This window comes from Streptomyces sp. NPDC056734 (assembly GCF_042790455.1).
Taxonomy (GTDB): domain Bacteria; phylum Actinomycetota; class Actinomycetes; order Streptomycetales; family Streptomycetaceae; genus Streptomyces.
Window position 1 is genome coordinate 1 of record NZ_JBHTZD010000004.1, and the last position, 21,092, is coordinate 21,092.

Annotated in this window: 16 protein-coding genes; 7 read left to right on the plus strand and 9 right to left on the minus strand. The window is 73.4% G+C overall.

Annotation, left to right across the window (positions count from 1 at the left end):
• A partial coding sequence (dnaK, locus tag ACFRFC_RS06485; protein WP_383112591.1) for a molecular chaperone DnaK occupies positions 1-1,832 on the plus strand: 1,832 nt, incomplete at its 5' end.
• 113 nt (positions 1,833-1,945) lie between these two features.
• On the opposite strand, the gene ACFRFC_RS06490 is transcribed toward dnaK, so the two are convergent.
• Together ACFRFC_RS06490 and ACFRFC_RS06495 are read right to left on the minus strand one after the other, a co-directional pair.
• The gene (locus ACFRFC_RS06490; protein WP_382686972.1) at positions 1,946-2,404 is read right to left on the minus strand and encodes a nitrate reductase molybdenum cofactor assembly chaperone; all 459 of its coding nucleotides are present in this window, start codon (positions 2,402-2,404) and stop codon (positions 1,946-1,948) included.
• Positions 2,405-2,502: 98 nt separating this feature from the next.
• Positions 2,503-3,366 (minus strand): helix-turn-helix domain-containing protein, encoded by an 864-nt coding sequence (locus ACFRFC_RS06495; RefSeq protein ID WP_382686970.1) that lies wholly within the window; start codon positions 3,364-3,366, stop codon positions 2,503-2,505.
• A gap of 286 nt (positions 3,367-3,652) precedes the next feature.
• Here ACFRFC_RS06495 and ACFRFC_RS06500 point away from each other — a divergent pair, with 286 nt between their 5' ends.
• Positions 3,653-4,078 (plus strand): hypothetical protein, encoded by a 426-nt coding sequence (locus ACFRFC_RS06500; RefSeq protein ID WP_382686968.1) that lies wholly within the window; start codon positions 3,653-3,655, stop codon positions 4,076-4,078.
• Here the strand turns inward: ACFRFC_RS06500 and ACFRFC_RS06505 are convergent.
• The gene (locus ACFRFC_RS06505; RefSeq protein WP_382686966.1) at positions 4,060-4,881 is read right to left on the minus strand and encodes a helix-turn-helix domain-containing protein; all 822 of its coding nucleotides are present in this window, start codon (positions 4,879-4,881) and stop codon (positions 4,060-4,062) included. The two genes, ACFRFC_RS06500 and ACFRFC_RS06505, sit on opposite strands and share 19 nt — an antisense overlap.
• 158 nt (positions 4,882-5,039) lie before the next feature.
• Between ACFRFC_RS06505 and ACFRFC_RS06510 the strand changes: the two genes are divergently transcribed.
• The 3 genes from ACFRFC_RS06510 (at position 5,040) to ACFRFC_RS06520 (ending at position 7,395) form a co-directional block, all read left to right on the plus strand.
• Complete coding sequence (locus tag ACFRFC_RS06510; RefSeq protein ID WP_382686963.1) at positions 5,040-5,345, plus strand: 4a-hydroxytetrahydrobiopterin dehydratase; 306 nt, start codon at positions 5,040-5,042, stop codon at positions 5,343-5,345.
• A 7-nt stretch (positions 5,346-5,352) separates the two neighbouring features.
• Positions 5,353-6,123 carry a class I SAM-dependent methyltransferase gene (locus ACFRFC_RS06515; protein ID WP_382686960.1) on the plus strand — a complete coding sequence of 257 codons (771 nt, stop codon included), beginning with the start codon at positions 5,353-5,355 and terminating at the stop codon, positions 6,121-6,123.
• A gap of 297 nt (positions 6,124-6,420) precedes the next feature.
• Positions 6,421-7,395, plus strand: coding sequence for a class I SAM-dependent methyltransferase (locus ACFRFC_RS06520; RefSeq protein WP_382686957.1), 975 nt, complete (start codon positions 6,421-6,423; stop codon positions 7,393-7,395).
• A 111-nt stretch (positions 7,396-7,506) separates the two neighbouring features.
• Here the strand turns inward: ACFRFC_RS06520 and ACFRFC_RS06525 are convergent, their stop codons facing one another.
• Positions 7,507-9,084, minus strand: coding sequence for a glycosyltransferase family 39 protein (locus tag ACFRFC_RS06525; RefSeq protein ID WP_382686954.1), 1,578 nt, complete (start codon positions 9,082-9,084; stop codon positions 7,507-7,509).
• A 164-nt stretch (positions 9,085-9,248) separates the two neighbouring features.
• On the opposite strand from ACFRFC_RS06525, the gene ACFRFC_RS06530 reads away from it, so the two are divergent.
• Positions 9,249-12,671, plus strand: a complete 3,423-nt coding sequence (locus ACFRFC_RS06530) for a hypothetical protein (RefSeq protein WP_383112592.1) — start codon at positions 9,249-9,251, stop codon at positions 12,669-12,671.
• 76 nt (positions 12,672-12,747) lie between these two features.
• Here ACFRFC_RS06530 and ACFRFC_RS06535 read toward each other — a convergent pair whose 3' ends face one another.
• From ACFRFC_RS06535 to ACFRFC_RS06545, 3 genes are all read right to left on the minus strand, one after another.
• Entirely contained in the window at positions 12,748-13,584 is an 837-nt protein-coding gene (locus ACFRFC_RS06535; RefSeq protein WP_382686949.1) for an aldo/keto reductase, read from the minus strand.
• 188 nt (positions 13,585-13,772) lie between these two features.
• Positions 13,773-15,599: an AMP-dependent synthetase/ligase gene (locus tag ACFRFC_RS06540; RefSeq protein ID WP_382686947.1), complete on the minus strand. Its 1,827-nt coding sequence runs from the start codon at positions 15,597-15,599 to the stop codon at positions 13,773-13,775.
• A 317-nt stretch (positions 15,600-15,916) separates the two neighbouring features.
• The gene (locus ACFRFC_RS06545) at positions 15,917-16,780 is read right to left on the minus strand and encodes a LysR substrate-binding domain-containing protein (protein WP_382686944.1); all 864 of its coding nucleotides are present in this window, start codon (positions 16,778-16,780) and stop codon (positions 15,917-15,919) included.
• A gap of 174 nt (positions 16,781-16,954) precedes the next feature.
• Here ACFRFC_RS06545 and ACFRFC_RS06550 point away from each other — a divergent pair, with 174 nt between their 5' ends.
• A complete protein-coding gene (locus tag ACFRFC_RS06550; protein WP_382686942.1) occupies positions 16,955-17,968 on the plus strand; it encodes a bile acid:sodium symporter family protein in 1,014 nt (337 codons plus the stop codon).
• Here ACFRFC_RS06550 and ACFRFC_RS06555 read toward each other — a convergent pair.
• The gene (locus tag ACFRFC_RS06555; RefSeq protein ID WP_382686940.1) at positions 17,904-19,154 is read right to left on the minus strand and encodes a DUF4185 domain-containing protein; all 1,251 of its coding nucleotides are present in this window, start codon (positions 19,152-19,154) and stop codon (positions 17,904-17,906) included. The genes ACFRFC_RS06550 and ACFRFC_RS06555 overlap by 65 nt on opposite strands.
• Positions 19,155-19,165: 11 nt before the next feature.
• Positions 19,166-21,034: an exo-alpha-sialidase gene (locus ACFRFC_RS06560; protein WP_382686938.1), complete on the minus strand. Its 1,869-nt coding sequence runs from the start codon at positions 21,032-21,034 to the stop codon at positions 19,166-19,168.
• Positions 21,035-21,092 lie beyond the last annotated feature (58 nt).

The window sequence follows — 21,092 nt, forward strand, 5'->3', positions numbered from 1 at the left end:
CCGTCCTGGAGGGCGGTGAGCCGACGGTGGTCGCGAACGCGGAGGGCGCGCGGACCACCCCGTCCGTCGTGGCCTTCGCCAAGAACGGTGAGGTGCTGGTCGGCGAGGTCGCCAAGCGGCAGGCGGTCACCAACATCGACCGCACCGCCCGCTCGGTCAAGCGGCACATGGGCGACGCGGCCTGGCGCTTCCCCGACGAGGGCTCGGTCGACGGCACCCGCTACCGGGCGCAGGAGCTGTCCGCGCGGGTGCTCCAGAAGCTGAAGCGGGACGCCGAGGCATATCTCGGGGAGGACGTCACGGACGCCGTGATCACCGTCCCCGCCTACTTCGACGACGCCCAGCGCCAGGCCACCAAGGAGGCCGGTGACATCGCGGGCCTGAAGGTGCTGCGGATCATCAACGAGCCCACCGCCGCCGCGCTGGCCTACGGCCTCGACCGGGGCGAGGAGCAGACGGTGCTGGTCTTCGACCTCGGTGGCGGCACCTTCGATGTCTCGCTGCTGGAGATCGGCGACGGGGTGATCGAGGTCAAGGCGACCAACGGTGACACCCTGCTGGGCGGCGACGACTGGGACCAGCGGGTGGTGGAGTACCTGGTCAAGCGGTTCAAGGGGCAGTACGGCATCGACCTCGGCAACGACAGGATGGCGCTCCAGCGGCTGCGCGAGGGCGCCGAGAAGGCGAAGATCGAGCTGTCCTCGTCGACCGAGACCTCGATCAACCTGCCGTACATCACGGCGTCCGCCGAGGGCCCGCTGCATCTGGAGGAGAAGCTCACCCGCGCCCAGTTCCAGGAGCTGACCGCCGACCTCCTCGACCGCTGCACCAAGCCTTTCCACCAGGCGGTGAAGGACGCCGGCATCGAACTGTCCAAGGTGGACCACGTCATCCTGGTCGGCGGCTCGACCCGGATGCCCGCCGTCACCGACCTGGTGAAGGAACTGACCGGCAAGGACCCGCACAAGGGCGTCAACCCCGACGAGGTGGTGGCCGTCGGCGCCGCGCTCCAGGCCGGTGTGATCCGTGGCGACGTCAAGGACGTCCTGCTGCTCGACGTCACCCCGCTGTCCCTCGGCATCGAGACCAAGGGCGGCATCATGACCAAGCTGATCGAGCGCAATACGACGATCCCGACCCGGCGCTCGGAGATCTTCACCACCGCCGCCGACAATCAGCCCTCCGTCGGCATCCAGGTCTACCAGGGCGAACGCGAGATCGCCGCGTACAACAAGAAGCTCGGCGTCTTCGACCTCACCGGGCTGCCGCCCGCCCCGCGCGGGGTGCCGCAGATCGAGGTCGCCTTCGACATCGACGCCAACGGGATCATGCATGTCTTCGCGAAGGATCTCGCCACCGGCCGCGAGCAGAAGATGACGGTCACCGGGGGCTCCGCCCTGCCCAAGGACGACATCGACCGGATGATGCGGGACGCCGAGCAGTACGCGGAGGAGGACCGGCAGCGGCGGGAGACCGCGGAGACCCGTAACCAGGCCGAGCAGCTTGTTTATCAGACCGAGAACTTTCTTCGGGACAACGCGGAGCGGGTCCCGGACGGCACCCGTTCCGAGGTGCAGGAGGCTGCGGACGAGGTGAAGGCGCTGTTGGAGAGTGACGCGGATGCGAGTGCTCTGCGCCTTGCGGTGGAGAAGTTGGCCGGGGTCAGTCAGCGGATGGGGCAGGCCATGTATGCGCAGGCCGACGCGCCTTCCTCCGGGGCGCCGTCTTCCGAGGCTCCGCCGTCCGGCTCCTCGGCTCCGCCGGGTGAGGAGGATGTGGTGGATGCCGAGATTGTTGATGAGGAGCGGGATTCCAAGGGTGGGGCCGCCTAGGCGCCGTGGTCATGTGCGTCGTGTTGCGGGTGCGGGAGGGGGGTGGCTGGTCGCGCAGTTCCCCGCGCCCCTTCGGGCGTTGCCCCTCGGGGCGTTGATCCTTCGGGCCTTGATCAGCCGGGGGTCGGTAGGGTCGCGCATACCGCCTTGAGTACCGCCGCGTAGGGGGTGCCTGCTTCGATGAGGCGGGCATACAGGGCGTTCACGGCGTCCTGGTGGGTCAGGAGCAGGGTGGTCGTCGCGGTGCGGGACGTGAACTCCAGGATCGCCGGGAGGTAGTCGGGGGGCTGCTCGCCGGTGAGTTCCAGGCCGTGGGAGCGGTAGATGTCCTCGGACAGCGGCGGTGACAGGCCGGGCCGGCGGCTCAGGTACAGGCTCCGGTGCTGGGCGGCGTCGAAGACCTGGACGTAGTGGGCCGCCAGGTCCGGCGCGGGCGTCACCGCCGCGTGGTCCACGAACTCCCGCAGTTGCGGGGCCGCCTCGCGCAGCAGCGGGAGACGGGCGCGGAAGTCGTCGCCGGGGTACGTCAGACACAGCGCGGCGGCCTGGTACAGCACGGCGTCCGAGGGCATCACGGCCCCTTGTCGGTCACATCGGCTCCCTCACTCGCCAGTGGTTCACCAACCTAGGGGCGGGCGGGGAAGCGCACCTGTTCACGGCGCCGTACGGGTCACTGCCGGGCGCGGTACGCCCGCAGGATCTCCTTGGTGCGCTGGGCCGACGCCGCGTGGGCCGTCAGATGGTCCAGCACCTCCAGATGCGCGGAGACCTCCTCGCGCGAGTCCAGATACAGGGCGCCGGTCAGATACTCCGTGAAGACCATGTCCGGAAGCTCCGGCTCGGCGAACCGGAACAAGGAGAACGGCGCGTACGTCCCCGGATGCGGGCCCTTCGCGAACTCGGCGACCTGGAGGGTGATCCGCTCCGAGTCGGCGAACTCCAGCAGCCGGTCGATCTGGTCGATCATCACCTCGGGCCGCTCGGACACCGGGCGCAGCAGCACCGTCTCGTCCATGGTCACCCACAGATGCGGCGGATCCGGCTCCTGGAGCAGCTTCTGCCGGGTCATCCGCAGCGCCACATGCCGCTCGACCGTCTCCGGGCCGTCCTGGCCGATGGTGCCCGCCTCCAGCACGCCGCGGGCGTAGTCCTCGGTCTGGAGCAGCCCCGGCATGAAGTGCGGCTCGTAGGACCGGATCATCCGGGCCGCGCCCTCCAGGCTGACGTACAGACTGAACCAGTTCGGCAGCACATCGTGGAACCGCTGCCACCAGCCCGGCTCGTTCGCCTCCTCGGCCAGCGCCACGAACGCGCCGACCTCCTCCGCCGGGACGCCGTACGTCTCCAGCAGCACCTGGACGTACGGGATCCTCAGCGACACCTCGGCCATCTCCATCCGGCGTACGGTCGCCGGTGCCACCCGAAGTACGCGTGCCGCCTGCTCACGTCGCAGACCGGCCGCCTCCCGCAGTTCCTGAAGCCGTTTGCCGAGCACCACCTGGCCGACGGTCGGCGCGGGCCGCCGCTCACTCACGCCACGCCTCCCCATACGCGCCGAAAGAACCTGTGCAGTGTGTCATGCTCCGGTGGCCGAATCACCCATGTGGCGGAAGATGCTCGCCACCTTGTGCGAATCAAGGGGCTCTGCCGCAAGGGCTGTTGACCTTCCCATGGTGCGCCCATTACCTCAGGCGTAATCGACCCCCGTCCGTGCGCGGGACATCGTAGGGGCACCGGGTTCCGGGGCGGCGCACTCCGCTCCGGGATCCGGGGATCGCGCCGCTCTCGCGGCCTCCCACCTCGACGAAGGGTGACCAGCCATGTCCGCCACCACACTCGCCGCGCTGGCCCGCACCTCCGAGCCGCACGCCATGCTGCGCCGGTTCCTCGCCCTCGACGCGCTCGTCACCGGCGCCAACGGAGTCGCCTACCTCGGTGCCTCCGGGCCGCTGGGCCGGTTCCTCGGGGTCGACTCGGGGCTGCTGCTCACGCTTGGCGCGATCCTGACGGCGTACGGTCTGGCCGTCGGGGTGCTCGCCACCCGGGCCCGCCCGGCGGCTCTCCCGGTACAGGCCGTCGTGGAGATCAATCTCGCCTGGACCGCGCTCAGCCTGCTGGCGCTCGCGCTGTGGCTGACGCCGAGCACCGCCGGAGCGGTGTGGACGGTCCTCCAGGCGCTCACCGTGGGCGGGTTCGCCGTCCTCCAGTACGCGGCGCTGCGCAGCCGTCAGGCCAGCAGCGAGTGAAGGTACTTGACCGTCGCCGGGTCGGCCGGGAGCAGCGTCTCGATGGCCAGCTCGGCGACCGTCACGTCCATCGGGGTGTTGAACGTGGAGATCGACGACACGAACGACAGGACGTGCCCGTCGTGCTCCAGCCGCATCGGCAGCGCGATGTAGGGCACGGCCGGCCCCGGCTCGTCGCCGGACGGCGCGTCCGGCACCGGGTACGCGGCGACCTCCTCGTACAGCTCGCGCAGCGCGGCCGAGCGGTGCAGCGCGATCTGGCCCCGCAGCTGGGCGAGCAGATGGCCGCGCCACTCGGCGAGATTACGGATGCGCGGGGCGAGTCCCTCCGGGTGCAGGGTGACCCGTACGACGTTCACCGGCGGCGTCAGCAGGTGCTCCGGGAGGCCCTCCAGGAGCATCGCGATCCCCCGGTTGGCCGCGACCACCGTGTACAGGGCGTCCACCACCAGCGCCGGATAGGGCTCGAAGCCCTGGATCAGCCGCTCGATGCCCTCCCGCAGGGTGTTGAGCCCCGGATCGTCCAGCGGGGTCTCCGGGAAACCCGGGGCGTAACCGGCGGCGAGCAGGAGCGCGTTGCGCTCGCGCATCGGTACGTCCAGGTGCTCGGCCAGCCGGAGCACCATCTCCTCGCTCGGCCGGGAACGGCCCGTCTCGATGAAGCTGATGTGCCGCGCCGAGGAGTCCGCCCGCAGCGCCAGCTCCAGCTGACTCACCCGCCGCTCCACCCGCCAGGCCCGCAGCAACGGACCGATGCCCTGGTCGGAGGGGGTGCCGGGGGGTGCGGGGGTGCGAGAGGCCATGGGTACGACGGTAATCGAGGCGGGGGCGGGGGACGAGCGAAAATGCCGGGTGGCCGGGATCCGTCCGGATGCGGGCGCGCGAGGGCTCTGACCTGGGCCGGAGGGGGGCGGGTGTGGCACGCTGGAGGAGTGGTCCGTCGTCTGGAGGGAGTGCGGTGATGAGCGTGGAAGCGTTGTCGCAGGAGGAGATCGGGGAGCGGCTCGCCGGACTGCCGGGGTGGTCGCTCGACGGCGACCGGATCGGCCGAACCTTCCGGCTCGCCTCGCACCTCGCCGCCACCGCGCTGGTCGTGCACATCGCGCAGGTGCAGGAGGAGCTGAACCACCACTCCGACCTCACCCTCGGCTACAACACCGTGGCCCTGTCGGTGCACACGCACAGCGCGGGCTCCAGAGTCACCGCGAAGGACTTCGAGCTGGCCGCGCGGGTGCAGGCGCTCGCGCCCGCCCACGACGCCAAGTGAGCCCGCGGTGCTGGACTACCGCGAGGAGGCCGCCCGCTACGACGCCCTGCGCGGTGGCGAACCCAGGGCGGCCGCTGCCGCCGAGGGCGTCCTGAGCCTCGTACCGCCGCAGGCGCGCAGTCTGCTCGACGTGGCCTGCGGCACCGGCATCGTCACCCGGCGGCTCGCGTCCGGACGGGACGGGATGCGGGTGACCGGCGCCGACCTTACCCCCGAAATGGCCCGGTACGCCGTCGCCCGGCTGCCCGGCGCCGTCGTGCTCGCCGACAGTCGCCGACTGCCGTTCCGGGACGGTGAGTTCGACGCCGTGAGCAGTGTGTGGCTGCTGCATCTGCTGGGGAGCGAGCGGGATGCCGCCGCCGTCGTCGCCGAGTGCGCGCGGGTGCTGCGGCCCGGCGGGGTCCTTGTCACGACCGTCGACAAAGGTGCCTCCCACAACGTGGGCAGTGACATCGATGCCATCCTCGCCTCCCGGCCCAGGAGCCCGGTCGTCGACGCGTCCGCCGTGGTGGAGGGGTACGCCGCCGGGTCCGGGCTGCTGCCTGCTGGGCGGACCCGATTTCCCGGGCGGGGCCAGGGGCGCAGCCCGCGGCGGGCGGTCACCGATCTGCGCCGCGGCTGGTTCGTCACGCTGCCGCCGGGGGATCCCCGGGCCGACGCCTTCGCCGACCGGCTCGCCGCCCTGCCGGACCAGGACCGCCCGCGCCCCGAACCCTGGTTCACCCTGCGGGCGTTCCGGAAGCCGACCGTCGTGGCTCAGGGGTCGTCCAGGTTCTAGGGCCTGGCTCGTCGGGCGGCGGGGGGATCGCGTGGCGTCTCACCGGCGGGTTCGGCGTTGGGTACGGACGGGCCGTCGGTTGCGCTCCCGGTGCACCGGCGTCTCCCACGTGCCCGGATCGTCCGGGGCGCGCCCTTCCGCTTCCGGTTCGGGGACGGCCTGATGCCGACCGGGACTGCTCGCACCCTGGACACAGCCGACCGCACCCCGGCGGCGGACCTTGCCGTTCCGGCAAGAGGAGTTGCTTGTTCGGGTCGGGCGGAGCACCCTTGCGGCAACCGGAGGAGAGGCTGACCCATGGCTCACGACGACCGCCGCGGCCACCACGACCACGGGCACGACCCCGACCATGACCCCGACCCGGACCACGGGCACGACCCCGACCAGGGGCACGACCCGGACCACGGGCATGGCCACGGGCACGATCACACCGACGTCGACTGGGCCGAGCTGGCCCCGCTGCTGGAGGCCCAGGCGGAGCTGTTCGCACCGTTGAACGAGCGGGCGCTGGCCTGGCTGGGCAAGCGGCAGACCGCGCCGGGCCTGATCGTCGACGCGGGCAGCGGTCCCGGCGTCGTCGCCTGCCAGTTCGCCGAGACCTTCCCCGGCGCCCGGGTCGTCGCGGTCGACAGCACCGGGCCACTGCTGGAGCGGGCCCTCGCGCGGGCCCGGCGGCTGGGCGTCGCCGACCGGTTCGGCACGCTCACGGGGGACCTCCCGGGCGTGCTCGGCGAACTCGACTACCCCGTGGATCTCCTCTGGGCCAGCCGCAGCCTGCATCACCTCGGCGACCAGCGTGCCGCGCTCGCCGCGTTCGCCGGGCACCTCGCGCCCGGCGGCACCCTCGCCCTGATGGAGGGCGGTCTCCCCATCCGCTTCCTGCCGCGTGACCTCGGCATCGGACGCCCCGGCCTCCAGGCCCGGCTCGACGCGCTGCACGAGGAGCAGTTCGCCGAGATGCGCTCCGTGCTCCCCGGTTCCGTCGCCGAGGCCGAGGACTGGCCCGCCCTGCTCACCGCCGCCGGCCTGAAGCCCACCGGCACCCGCACCTTCCTCCTCGACCTGCCCGCCCCGGCGCCCGACCGCGCCCGCGCCTACGTCGCCGCCTCCCTCACCCGCCTGCGCGACGGCCTCGCCGACCGGCTCACCCCGGCCGACCGCGACACCCTCGACCGTCTCCTCGACCCGGACGACAAGGCGAGCGTCCACCATCGCCCGGATCTGTTCGTGCTGGCGGCCCATACGGTGCACACGGCGTCCAGGGTTCTGTAGGGGCTGTAGGGGCTGTAGGGGCTGTAGGGGCTGTAGGGCCTTGGGGGCCTTAGGGGAGCCACCCCACGGGGCCCGCCCGACCTGGTGGGTCGCCCGGCCCGGTGGGTCGGCTCAGCAGTGTCCCGGCCGCGCGTACAGCACGATCCGCGCGGCCGGGAAGCGCCACACCCGGCACTCCTCGAAGGACGTGTCCAGTACCTCCCGTTTGGCCGCCTCCTGCGCGGTCCGGTCCAGCGGCTGTCCTACGGGGTCGCCCACCGCCAGGATGCGGGGCGTCGCCAGCATCCGGGCGCGGATGGTGTCCGCGTCCGCCTCGACGCCGTACAGCGTGTGCGAGGCGGCCGGGGAACCGGCCAGCGCGAGATCGCGCAGCCCGCCGACGGAGGCCGGGTCCGCCAGCGACCACACCCGCCGCCGCCCCGGCAGATACACCACCGCGTCGGCGTCCCGCCCGGCCGCGCGGACCGTCTCGGCGATCGCGGTGACGTCCTCCAGCCGGCTCTCCGGGGTCCGCAGATGCAGCGAGTAGGGCACCAGCGCCAGCACGGCGGCCCCGGCCGGCAGCAGTGTCCGGGGCCGTACTCGGGCCAGTACGGCCCCGATCAGCAGGGCGGCGCCCGCGTTGGCGTACAGCACATACCGGTCCGAGTACAGCGGCTTGGCCAGCGAGACCAGCAGCAGCACCGCGGGCGGCACGATCAGCAGGGCGAGCGCCAGTCCGGGCAGCCCACCGCGCGGGGCGGGCCCTGACGCCGGGCGCCCGCCGTCCCGGGCGGCGATCCGCAGACCGTCCCGCCGCCGCAGCAGCGCCGCGCAGGCCACCCCCATGCCCGACATCCCCACGAACGCCGCGACAGCCACCGCCTCGATTCCGCCGATCCACGCCACCTGCTCCGACTGGCCGACGCTCAGCAGGGCGAGGGGCGCGAGCAGGACGCAGACCGGGAGCGCCGCGTGCAGCCAGGCCCGGCGGCGGACGACCGGTACCGCCACGGCGTGGGCAAGGAGCGCGAGGACAGCGAACTCGTGCAGCAGACACGCCCCGAGCAGCACCGCCGCGTACCCGGCCCAGATCCGCCGCGCGCCGGTCTCCACCGCCCGGACCAGCAGATACGTCGCCCAGATCACCAGCGCGCAGACGATCGCGTACGAGCGCCCCTCCTGGGCGAAGCGCTGCACCTGGGGCAGTACCGCGAACGTCAGCCCGGCCAGCAGTCCGGCGCGTGGTCCGGCGAGGCGCAGGCCCAGCAGGGCGAGGGTGCCGCAGGCCACGGCCGTCGCCAGCACCGAGGGCAGCCGCAGCACCAGCAGCGGGTCGGCGCTGTCGCCGGTGAGCCGGAACAGGCCGTGCATCAGCAGGTAGTACAGGCCGTGCACGGCGTCCGCGTTCGCGAGCGTCCCCCACAGCTGCGGCAGCTCGCGCCGGGCCATGTCGTACGTCACCACCTCGTCCCGCCACAGCGAGCCGCCACGCCGGACCCCCCACAGGCCCAGGGCGAGGGAGAGGACGACGGGGAGGAGTACGGGGAGGAGTACGGGGAGGAAACCGGTGGGCCGGGGGCGGCGGGGCCCGGGGCCCGGGGGCCGGCGGGCCGGGCGGGACGCGGGGCGGGGCGGAAGGACGGTGCTCGGCGGCTGCGGCGTGGTGATGACGGACTCCGGGACATGGATGTCGGCAGGGACGGACACCGAGTCCAGGCGCCGCGGAGTTGATGGGCAGCCCCCTTCCGGAGCGCCGATCAATCGGCGGGGCCGGATTGTTAGCGTGGAAACAACCCCGCCGCCGGGCGATGGAGCGGGGCGGGGACGGATCGGGATGGCGACGGATCAGCACGACGACGGGGGAGCCGGGGATGGGGCGTAAGGAGAAACCGCTGGACCCCGCCGCGGGCGCGGTGCAGCGGTTCGCGTTCGAACTGCGCAAGCTGCGCGACGAGGCGGGCGCCCCGACGTACCGGGCGATGGCACGGCGCGCGGGCTACTCCGGCCCCACGCTGTCCGCCGCCGCGGCCGGTGAGCGGCTGCCGACGCTGCCGGTCCTCACGGCGTACGTCATCGCCTGCGACGGCGAGGTCGCCGACTGGACCGCGCGCTGGCGGGCGGCCGTCGCCGAGGCCACCGAACCCGCCCCGCCCGACGGCACCGACAGCCCCTACCCCGGCCTCGCCCGCTTCGAGACCGGCGACGGCGACCACTTCCACGGCCGCGCCGACCTCGTGGCCGAACTCCTCGCGCTCACCGCCCGCCGCCGGGTCGCGGCCGTCGTCGGCGCGTCCGGCAGCGGCAAGTCCTCCCTGCTGCGCGCCGGACTCGTCCCGGCGCTGCGGCACCCCGGGGACGGCGCCCCGCGCCCCGCCGCCATCCGGGTCCTCACCCCGGGCGCGCACCCCGCCCGAACCCACACCGACCGTTTCGTCCCGCACCCCGGGCCCGGCGACACCCTCCTCGTCGTCGACCAGTTCGAGGAGACGTTCGCGCTGTGCGCGGACCCGGCGGAGCGGGAGCGGTTCGTCGCGCTCCTGCTGTCGGCGCAGGACCCGGCGCACCGGCTGCGGGTCCTGATCGCCGTCCGCGCCGATTTCTACGGCCGCTGCGCCGACCACGGCCCGCTCGCGGCGGCGCTGCGCGACTCCACGCTGCTCGTCGGCCCGATGGCGGCGCCGCAGTTGCGCGAGGCCGTGGTCCGCCCGGCCGCCGCCCGCCGGCTGATCGTCGAGCGCGCCCTGACCGCCCGGATCGTCACCGATGTCGCCGGTGAGCCCGGCGGACTGCCGCTGATGGCCCACGCCCTGCGCGAGGTCTGGCGCCGCCGCACCGGCAAGACCCTCACGCTGGCCGCGTACGAGGCGATCGGCGGGGTGCACGGGGCGGTCGCCCACACCGCCGAGACGCTGTACGCGGCTCTCGCCCCCGCCGAACGCACGGCCGTGCGCCGGTTGCTCCTGCGTCTGGTCACCCCCGGCGACGGCACCGCCGACACCCGCCGCCCCGCCGACCGGGCCGAACTCGGCACCGACCGCACCACGGCCGCCGTCCTGGAACGTCTGGTACGGGCCCGGCTGCTCACCGTCGACGGCGACACCGTCGACCTCGCCCACGAGGCCCTCCTCGGCGCCTGGCCCCGGCTGCGCGGCTGGCTGGACGAGGACCGCGAACGCCTCCGCGCCCACCGCCGGCTCACCCAGGCCGCCCGGACCTGGCACGACCTCGCCCGCGACGAAGGAGCCCTGTACCGGGGCATCCGCCTCGCCGAGGCCCGCGAACTGTTCGAAACCACGCCGGGTACGGCGGCCGGGGGGTCGCGCGAACGGGAGCACTTCCCGGGCGAACCGACCGGGTCGCCGCCCCCCCCCCCCGCCACCCCACCCCCCGAACTGACCGACCCGGAAGCCGCCTTCCTCGCTGCCAGTGCCGCTGCTGATCTGCGGGTGCGTCGGGCCGCGGTGCGGGCTGCGCGGCGTACTCGGGGGCTTCTTGTCGGGCTTGCCGTGTTGCTGTGTCTCGTTGGTGTGGCCGGGCTGACGGCCTGGCGGCAGAGTGAGGTCAGTGAGCGGCGGCAGGATGAGGCGGAGGCGCGTCGGGTGGCCGCCCTCGCGGAGACGCTGGGGTCCGCCGAACCCCGTACCGCCATGCGGCTCGCGCTCGCCGCCTGGCACACCGCCGATCTGCCGGAGACCCGGCAGGCGCTGCGGTCGGCGGCGGCCCAGAGCGACCAGGACGCCTTCAGCCGGCCCGTGGACGGATCCCCTTTCGACAACGCGCCGAGCTGGCTCAGCAGCGACGGGCGGATTCTGACCTATGTGGCGCCCGACGACCGGGTGGTGCAGTGGGACGTACCCGGGCAACGGCAACTGCTCGAACGTTCGCTGCCGGGGATCACCGAAGGCGTCCTCGGGGTCGGGGCCGACGGGCGGCTCGTCGCGCACGGGAGCGCGGACGGGCGGGAACTGCTGATCACGGACCTGGCCGAGGGCGTCACCCGCAGCTTCACGACCCGGACCGGTCCCGACACCGACGTGGAGTTCGGGGCCGATGGACGTTTCGTCGTACTGCGCCGGCTGATCCCCGGCACCGACGGGCGCGCGGAGCTGGAGGTGTGGGACGTGGTGGACCGACGGCTCGTGGTGCGTCACGGCGAGGGCGCCGACGACGGGCCCTCCCCGGCCCTCGGCCCCGGCGCCCGGTATCTCAGCTGGTGCACGGAGAGCGGCGGCCGGCTCCGTGTCCTCGACACCCGCACCGGGCGGCTCCTCGCCCAGGACATCCCGCGCGCCACGGAACTACTGCTCTGCGAGGCGGAGCAGAGGGTCTTCACCCCGGACGGGCATGCCCTCGCGGCGGCCACCGGCGAGGGCGTGGTCACCTGGGACTTCACCGAGGGCCGGGAACGGCCCCGCCTGCCGGTCGACGGCGGCGTGCTGGAGGTGGAGTTCTCCGGCCCCTACGCCCTGACCTGGCGGACCGGCACCCTGGCCCTGTGGCGCACTGACACCCCCGCCCCCGCCGACGGCTCCCCGCACGAACCGGTGCTCACCCACCCGTTCACCGGAACGGCGGTCGGCGACCTCCGCCTCGACCCGGTGGACGGGGTACTGCGCTTCCGGACGGGCGGATACGCCGAGGTCGTCCGCACGGTCTCCCTCCAGGGCGTGACCGGACCGGACTGGCACCCCGCAGCGGCCGTCGCCGAGGACCCCGGCGATACGGATCCGGCCGTGGCCGCCGACCTCCGCGACCGGCGCGAACTCACCGCCGAGGGCGATCTCGTCGACCTCGCCACCTCGACCTCCCGGCGGGTCGTCAGCGGGGAGGACCTGCTGGTGGCGGGGGCGTTCGCCCCGGACGGGCGGCAGTTGGCCGTGAGCGACAACCAGGGGCGGGTGACCCTGTGGGACATCCCGGCCGGCCGACGGCTCGCCGTGCTCCGGGCGGCGGACGTCACCACCGCGCACAGCACCGTCCTCGCGTTCTCGGCGGACGGGTCGCTGCTCGCGGCGAGTTCGGCCGACGGCTCGGTGCGGGTGTGGGAGACGGCCTCCCCGGGACTGCCCCCGGCGGTGCTGCCGGTGGGGGACGGTCCGGTCCGTGCCCTGCGCTTCGACAGCGACGGCCGGCTGCGCGTCGACACGCCCCACCTCACCGACCGGGCACGGGAGCTGACGCCCGGCCGCGTCGCCGACCGGCTGTGCACCCTCGCCGACGGCGGACCTGACGAGTCCGAGTGGCGGGAGAATCTGCCCTCGGTGCCGTACCGGGACGTGTGCGCGGACGACTGACGGGAGTGGGACCTCGTACCGCCGGGAGTGCCCCGAGGACCGCCGGTCCCCGGGGTGCGTCGCCGGGCGGACCCGCTCAGCCCGCGCCGAACGTCGACGGGTCCGGGCCCAGCCGCCGGTCCTCGTTGAGCGCGCTGATCGCCGCCAGATCCTCCGTGTCCAGGGTGAAGTCGAACACCTCGATGTTCTCCCTGATCCGGGAGGGGGTGACGGACTTGGGGATCACGACCGTGCCGAGCTGGAGGTGCCAGCGCAGCACGATCTGGGCCGGGGTGCGGTTGTGCTTCTGGCCGATGGCCACGATCGCCGGGACCTCCAGGAGCCCCTTGCCCTGGCCCAGCGGCGACCATGCCTCCGTGGCGATGCCCTGCTCCGCGTGGTACTCGCGGGCCGCGTGCTGCTGGAGATGGGGGTGCAGCTCGATCTGGTCGACGGCCGGGATGACCGATGTCTCGCCGATCAGCCGCTCCAGGTGCGCGGGCTCGAAGTTGGACACGCCGATCGCCCGGACCCGGCCGTCGGCGTACAGCTTCTCGAACGCCTTGTACGTGTCCACGTACCGGTCCCGGGCGGGCGCCGGCCAGTGGATCAGATACAGGTCGAGACGGTCCAGGCCCAGCTTGGCCAGGGAGGTGTCGAACGCGCGGAGGGTGGCGTCGTACCCCTGGTCGCTGTTCCAGACCTTGGTGGTGACGAAGAGTTCCTCGCGCGGGACGCCGGAGGCGGCGATCGCCCGGCCGGTGCCCTCCTCGTTGCCGTAGATCGCGGCTGTGTCGATGCTGCGGTACCCGGCCTCCAGCGCGGTGGCGACGGCCCGCTCCGCCTCCGCGTCGGGCACCTGCCAGACGCCGAAGCCGAGCTGGGGCATCTCGACCCCGTTGTTGAGGATGATCGGGGGGACCTTGCTGCTCACGCGCTCTCGATCCTTCGGTTTCGTCGACGGGCGGTCGTCGGGCGGGTGTGTGGGGGGTGCCAGGCGGTGGCCATGCAGTTGTCGGGTGGTGTTCCATCGTCAACGATCACCGGCCGTTCCGCATTCCTGACGTCGTAAACCGGCCGCGCGGGCACGACCTATGACCGAACATGTCCCGTCCGGAGCGCTCATGACCGGTACAGCGCCGCCACCTCGTCCGCGTACGCCCGCTCGATCGCCTCGCGCCTCAGCTTCCGGGACGGGGTGAGCAGGCCCTGTGCCTCGGTGAACGGCCGGGCCAGGATCCGGAACGTACGGATCGCCCCGGCCTGCGGGACCAGGGCGCTCGCGGCCACCACCGCGCGCCGCACCTCCGCCTCCAGATCGGCGTCGCGCACCAGGGCGGCCGGGGGCAGCGCGGGCTTGCCGCCCAGCAGGCGCCAGTGCTCGACGGCCCCGGGGTCGAGGGTGATCAGCGCGGCGACGAACGGGCGGCCGTCGCCGACCACCAGGCACTGGCTGATCAGCGGATGGTCACGGACCCGCTCCTCCAGCGGACCCGGCGACACGCTCTCGCCGCCCGAGGTCACCAGGATCTCCTTCTTGCGGCCGGTGAGGGTCAGATATCCGTCGTCGTCCAGCGCGCCGAGGTCGCCGGTGGCCAGCCAGCCGTCGTACAGGGTCTCGTCGGTGGCCCCGGGGTTGTTCAGATAGCCCTTGAAGACGTTGTCGCCGCGCAGCCAGATCTCGTCGTCGTCGGCGAGGTGCACGGTGACCCCGGGCAGGGGGCGGCCGACCGAGCCGTGGCGGGTGCGGCCGGGCGGGTTGGCGGTGGCGGCACCGGTCGTCTCGGTCAGCCCGTACCCCTCGTGGATCTGGATGCCGGCGCCCGCGAAGAACAGGCCCAGCCCGCGGTCCATGGCCGATCCGCCGGACAGGGCGTGGCGCAGCCGTCCGCCCAGCGCCGCCCGCACCTTGGCGTAGACGAGCCGGTCGTGGACCTGGTGCCGCATCCGCAGCGCCGCCGACGGGCCCGGCCCGGTGCCCCAGGCACGTGCCTCCACCGCTTCGGCGTGACGCACGGCCACCTCGACCGCCTTCTCGAACAGGCCCTGTCTGCCCTCCCGCTCCGCCGTGCGGCGGGCCGTGTGGAACACCTTCTCGAAGAGGGACGGCACGGCCAGGACGAACGTCGGCCGGAAGGCGGCCAGATCGGTCAGCAGGGCGGCGGCGCCGGGCTGCGCCTGGTGCCCGAGGCGCACCCCGTGCCGGACCGCCGCGACCTGCGCCATCCGGCCGAAGACATGCGCGAGCGGCAGGAACAGCAGGGTCGCGGCCTCGTCGCCCTCGCGGGAGCGGAACACCGGCTCCCAGTGCGCGGTGAGGGTGTCCGCCTGGTACATGAGGTTGCCGTGGGTCAGGACGCAGCCCTTGGGGCGTCCGGTGGTGCCCGAGGTGTAGACGACGGTGGCGATGGAGTCGGGGGTGACGGCCCGGCGGTGCCGGTGCACCACGGCGTCGTCGATGACCGCGCCCGCCTCGTACAGCTCCGGTAACGCGCCCGAGTCGAGCTGCCACAGCCGGCTCAGGCGTGGCAGCCGGTCGATGACGGTGGCCAGCGTCATCGCCTGGTCCTCGTGCTCCACCACGGCCGCGCTGACCCCGGCGTCGTGCAGGATCCAGTGGCACTGCTCGGCGGACGCCGTCGGATACACCGGCACCACCTGGGCGCCGACGGTCCACAGGGCGTAGTCGAAGAGGGTCCACTCGTAGCGGGTACGGGACATCAGGGCGACCCGGTCGCCGAACCGCACGCCCTGCGACAGCAGCCCCTTGGCGAGCGCGAGGACCTCGTCGCGGAACTCGGCGGCGGTCACCTCCCGCCACCGCCCGGCGTCGTCCCCCCGGCCCAGCGAGCGGTGCCGGGGGTCGTCGCGGGCGCGCTCGAAGACCACGTCGGCCAGGCCGCCCACCAGCGGTGCCGCCACGAGCGGAGGGTTGGTGAACTCGCGCAAAATCCCGCTCCCGGTCGCTGTGACGCTGCACGCAGGCCGTGAAAGCTACCCGACGGGTGAGTGGCCCGGCCGTGGTCTCCACCGAATCTGTACGACCCGATTACCGGCCCGCCGGGCCTGCTGGGGAGGGGCACTTCACCGGCGACACGGGAGCACCGGGGAGGGGGTGCCTCAGTGGCGACGCGGGACTGCCGGGAGGGGGTGTCTCACCGGCGACGCGGGACTGCCGGGAGGGGGTGTCTCACCGGCGAGGCGGGACCGCCGGGAGGGGATGTCTCACCGGCGACGCGGGAGCGGGACCGCCGGGGAGGGGATTCTCACGGGCGGCGCAGTCCCGCCCCCGCCGCCACGATCGCCGCCGCGAGCGCGTCCGCCGCGGCCGCCGAGGACGAGCGGCGCCGACCGTGCACCACCACGAAGTCCACCGGCCCCAGCTCCGGCAGCCCGGCCCGGTCGGGCACCCGGACCAGCCCCGGCGGGATGAAGCCCCGGGAGTGGGGCATCACACCGAGCCCGGCGCGGGCCGCCGCTATCAGGCCGTTGAGGCTGCCGCTGGTGCACACGATCCGCCACTCGCGGCCCTGCCGCTCCAGCGCTTCGAGGGCCAGCGCCCGGGTGATGCCGGGCGGCGGGTACACGATCAGCGGTACGGGGCGCTCCGGGTCCAGCCGCAGGCGTTCGCCGCCGATCCACACCAGGCGGTCGCGCCAGACGGGTTCGCCCTGGGTGTCGCCGCGCCGCCGCTTGGCGAGCACCAGGTCCAGCTTTCCGGCGGCCAGCATCTCGTGCAGCGTGCCGGACAGTTCGACCGTCAGCTCCAGATCGACCTCCGGGTGGTCGTGCCGGAAGCGCTCCAGGATCTCCGGGAGCCGGGTCAGCACGAAGTCCTCCGACGCGCCGAACCGCAGCCGCCCGCGCACCCGGGTGCCGGTGAAGAACGCCGTCGCCTGCTCCTGCACCTCCAGCATCCGGCGGGCAAAGCCCAGCATGGCCTCGCCATCCTCGGTCAGCTCCACCGAGTGGGTGTCCCGGGTGAACAGCGGCCGGCCGGTGGCGTCCTCCAGCCGCCGCACATGCTGGCTCACGGTCGACTGACGCAGCCCGAGCCGCCGCGCGGCCTGCGTGAAACTCAGCGCCTGGGCCACCGCCAGGAACGTACGCAACTGAGACGGGTCGTACATACCGCCGAGGTTATCGTGAAACGTGATGGCAGTGAGTGTGGTGTGCGGGATTCCCGATCAAGGAGATGAGGAGCAGAATCGAGCGGGGGGCTTGCGGCCTCCGCACCCGAGTGACAGCACGAGTACGTACGAGCACAGTGGAGCACCGTGAGACGCCTGCGTTGGCCTGGCTGGATGCCGATCGACCCCTACATCCTGCTGATGCTGGCGACGGTGGGGTTCGCCGCACTGCTGCCCGCCCGGGACGCTGCCGCCACGGCGGTGGACGGCGCCTCCACCGGCGCCATCGCCCTGCTGTTCTTCCTCTACGGAACCCGGCTGTCCACCCGCGAGGCCGTCGACGGCCTCAAGCACTGGCGGCTGCACGTCACGGTCCTCATCTGCACCTTCGTGCTCTTCCCGCTGCTGGGTCTCGCCTCCGGCGCGCTGGTCCCGGTGCTGCTGACCGACCCCCTCTACCAGGGCCTGCTCTTCCTCACCCTGGTCCCCTCCACCATCCAGTCCTCGATCGCCTTCACCTCCATGGCGCGCGGCAACATCCCCGCCGCGATCTGCGCGGGCTCCTTCTCCTCGCTGCTCGGCATCGTCGTGACCCCGCTGCTGGCGGCGTCGCTGCTGGGCGGCAGCGGGGGCGGGTTCGCGGCCGGCTCGGTGCTGGAGATCGTGGTGCAGCTGCTGGTGCCGTTCGTCGCCGGGCAGCTGCTGCGGCGCTGGATCGGCGGCTTTGTCACCCGGCACAAGAGGTTCCTCGGCCTCATCGACCGCGGCTCGATCCTGCTGGTCGTCTACGCCGCCTTCAGCGAGGGCATGGTGCACGGCATCTGGCAGCTGATCAGCGCCTCCGAGCTGGCCGGACTGCTGGCCGTCGAGGTGGTGCTGCTCGCGGTGATGCTGGCCGTCACCTGGTACGGCTCGAAGGCGCTGCGGTTCAGCCGGGAGGACCGGATCGCGATCCAGTTCGCCGGGTCCAAGAAGTCGCTGGCCGCCGGGCTGCCCATGGCCAGCGTGCTGTTCGGCCCCCAGGCCGCGCTCGCCGTGGTGCCGCTGATGCTCTTCCACCAGATGCAGCTCATGGTCTGCGCGGTCATCGCCAAGCGCCGCTCGCGCGACCCGCTGCCGGTCCTCACCCCGCAGCCGCCAGCCGCAGCGTCACGAACCGTGGTCGGTACAGGGACACATTCGCACTGAGCCGCCCGGCCGCCTGCCCGGTCGCGCCCAGGGACTCCAGCCAGTTGACGTCATAGCTCAGGACGAGCCCCCCGTCGCCGTCCACCCGTGGATGGACCTGCGGGTTGTAGGCGGCGACCCCGGCGTCCGGCAGCGGAGCGGTGAAGGCGCGGGCGGGCCCGTGCCAGGGCCCGGTGGGGGAGCAGGCCCAGTACGAGGTCACCGCCGACAGCCCGTCGGTGCCCGCCGCCATGGTGAACAGCACATACGTCTGTCCGTCGGGCACCACCGAGAACGCGCTGCCCACCCCGGTGTGCCGCTCGTCCCCCAGCACCGGGCGCGGCCCGTCCCGCGCGCTCCACGCCGAGCCGTTCCAGTACCGCCACGCCGCCGGGTCCGCGAGCCGCCCCTCCGGTACCCGCGCCACGTACGCCGACGACACCGGCCGGGCCACCGCCTGTCCGTCGTCGCCGCCGTACACGTACGTCCAGCCGTCCTCCTCGACGAGCGTGGTCCCGAACAGCACCCGGCGGGACGGGTCGGGCACCAGGCTCTGGTCGAACACCGTGGCGATCGACTCCACTCGCAGGCCGGGCAGCGAGAGCGTGGCGACCTCGGTGGCGGTGGGCACCCCGTAGATCCACGGGGCCGCCCCGGCCGTGCGCACCCACAGCAGCACCCGTACGACCTGTTCGGCCGCGCCCGGCGCACGGGGCTCGACGCGGGCGGCGACCGGCCAGCGCCACCGGTTTGGCGCCGGGTCGGGGAAGAGGGGGGCGGCCAGGGTCGATTCGAGGCGTCCGTCGGCGGACATCACGACGGCCGAGTTGCGGACCATCGGCGCGGTCGCGTCCCGCCAGGCGTGCGACTCGCCCGCCGGGTTGGGCGGGGCGTGGACCTGGCCGAGGAAGGTGTCGGAGAACAGCCACAGCAGCCGTCCGTCCGGCAGCCGCACCGAGTGGGTGCCGTCACCGCCGGTCCAGTCGTCGGCGCGGGCCGGATCGTCGCCGTAGCGGGCGAACTCGCCGGTCAGCCCGTCGGCCCCGGACCAGCCGGTGACCGTACGGGCCGTGCAGTCGCCCGGGTCGGGGCGCGGGTCGTCGTCGGACAGGGCGGTGAGCGAGGCGGCCGCGAGGACCAGGGCCAGCAGGACGCCGGCCCCGGTCGCCGGGTGCGCTCGTGCTCGTCGTCGCTGATCGTCGGGCACGAGCGTGGACGTTAGCCGCCCGGGGTGATCCGGTCCATGGGCAGATGCAGGACGGGGGTGGCGTACGGCGCGACCCCGGTCAGCCGCAGCGCGGTCAGCTCACCGTCGGTCAGCGCCTTGTCGTACACCCGTACGTCGTCCAGGGCGCCGGAGAAGTGGGCCCGGCTGTCCATGCGCTGGCCGATGTGGACGCCGAAGGGCGAGTTGCGGCTGACCGAGCCGGTGATGTCCGCGGTGCTGATCCGGGTGCCGTCCAGGAACAGGGTGAGCTGGCCGCCGCCGCGGCGCAGTGCCACGTGGTGCCAGGCGCCGTCGTTGTGGGCGCTCGTGGTGCTCAGGGACGCCGAGTGCCAGGACGCGACGCCCGTGCGGGTGGTGATCAGGGCGCGCACCCGGTCGCTCGCCGGTTCTCCGCGCAGCCAGATCTGCGGCTGGCTGACGCCGACCCCGCCCATCCACAGCATCGGCTGTTCGCCGCTGGTGGCGGTGGAGCGGAACCACAGGGAGGCGGTGAAGTCCTTGGTGCCGAGCGGCAGCCGGGTGTCGTGGGGCAGTCGTACGGCGTCGTCGGTGCCGTCCAGGGCGAGCGCGTCGCCCGACACGCCGGGGGTGGTGGCGGCGCCGCCGAGGACCGCGGCCGGCGCGGCGGACGGGGCCAGGTCGGGGGTGGTGGGGTCGGGGCCGCGGCGCGGGGTGAGCCAGTCCTCGGTGAAACGGGCGAAGCGGATCTCGTCGCGGGCGTCGACCGTGCCCGCCTCGTAGAGCAGGCCCACCGCGCCGGAGCCCAGGTCGGCGAGGTCCGAGTAGCCCGCCCAGTCGCGGGTGACGACCGTGCCCCGGTCCACGCTGTCCCAGGTGCGCCCGGCGTCGTAGGAGGAGCGGATCATCATGGTGCGGCGGCGGTCCGGGTCGGCCGGGACGGCCAGCAGCATCCGGTCGCCGAGCCGCAGCAGCGAGCCCTGGACCTGCGGCGCGTACAGATCGGGGACGTCCTTGAAGGGGCCGGTGAAGCTGGTGCCGCCGGTGGTGCTCAGGGCCTGGCTGCGATGGCCGGGGTCGGTGCCGTCCTGCTCCCGGGCGTTCACCAGGAGGCTGCCGTCGCTCTGCTCCTCCAGGGTCAGCTCGGAGGGCTTCTGGCGGTAGCTGCCGTCGGCGGCGATCGGCCAGGAGTCGGTGGCGCCGACCCGCCAGGTGGTGCCGCCGTCGTCACTGAGGATCAGCGCGGCGTGGTTGGCGGTGACCCGGCCGCCGCTCCAGGTCTCGGTGTTCACGCCGAACACCAGCCGTCCGGCGTGGGCGCCCTGGCCGAGCTGCACGCCGTGCACCGGGCCGGTCGCGTACCAGGAGTTCCACCCGGCGGGCTGGATCTGGGCGCTCAGGTCGCGCGGCGCGGACCAGGTGCGGCCGTCGTCGTCGCTGTACTGGAGGTAGGGGGTGCGCGGGCAGGGGATCTCGCAGCTCGCGCTGTCCGTGCGGCCCGGGTTCCAGGTCTGGGCGAGCAGGATCCGGCCGGTCTCCCGGTCCACCAGGGGTGCCGGATTGCCGTGGGTGTCGCCGGCGCCCTCGCTGATCACCTGGAGCGGGCCCCAGGTGCGACCGCCGTCGGTGGAGCGCTTCACTACGAGGTCGATGTCCGTGGCGTCGCCGCAGTTGAGCACCCGGCCCTCGGCGAAGGCGAGCAGGGTGCCCTGGGTGGTGCGGACGATCGCGGGGATGCGGAAGCAGGCGTATCCGGGGTCCTGGGACGCCTTGAACAGCACGCGCTGGTCGAACTCCGCGGCGGCGGAGGCGGAGGCGGGGGACGGGGTCACGACCGCCACCAGCGAGGCGACGACCGTGACGAGGACGCCTCTCAGGGGGGCGGGAAGGCCACAAGGCATGGGCGACAGCCCTTCATACGTTCGGACATCCGGACTCCACGGGCGGTGACGGCCGTGG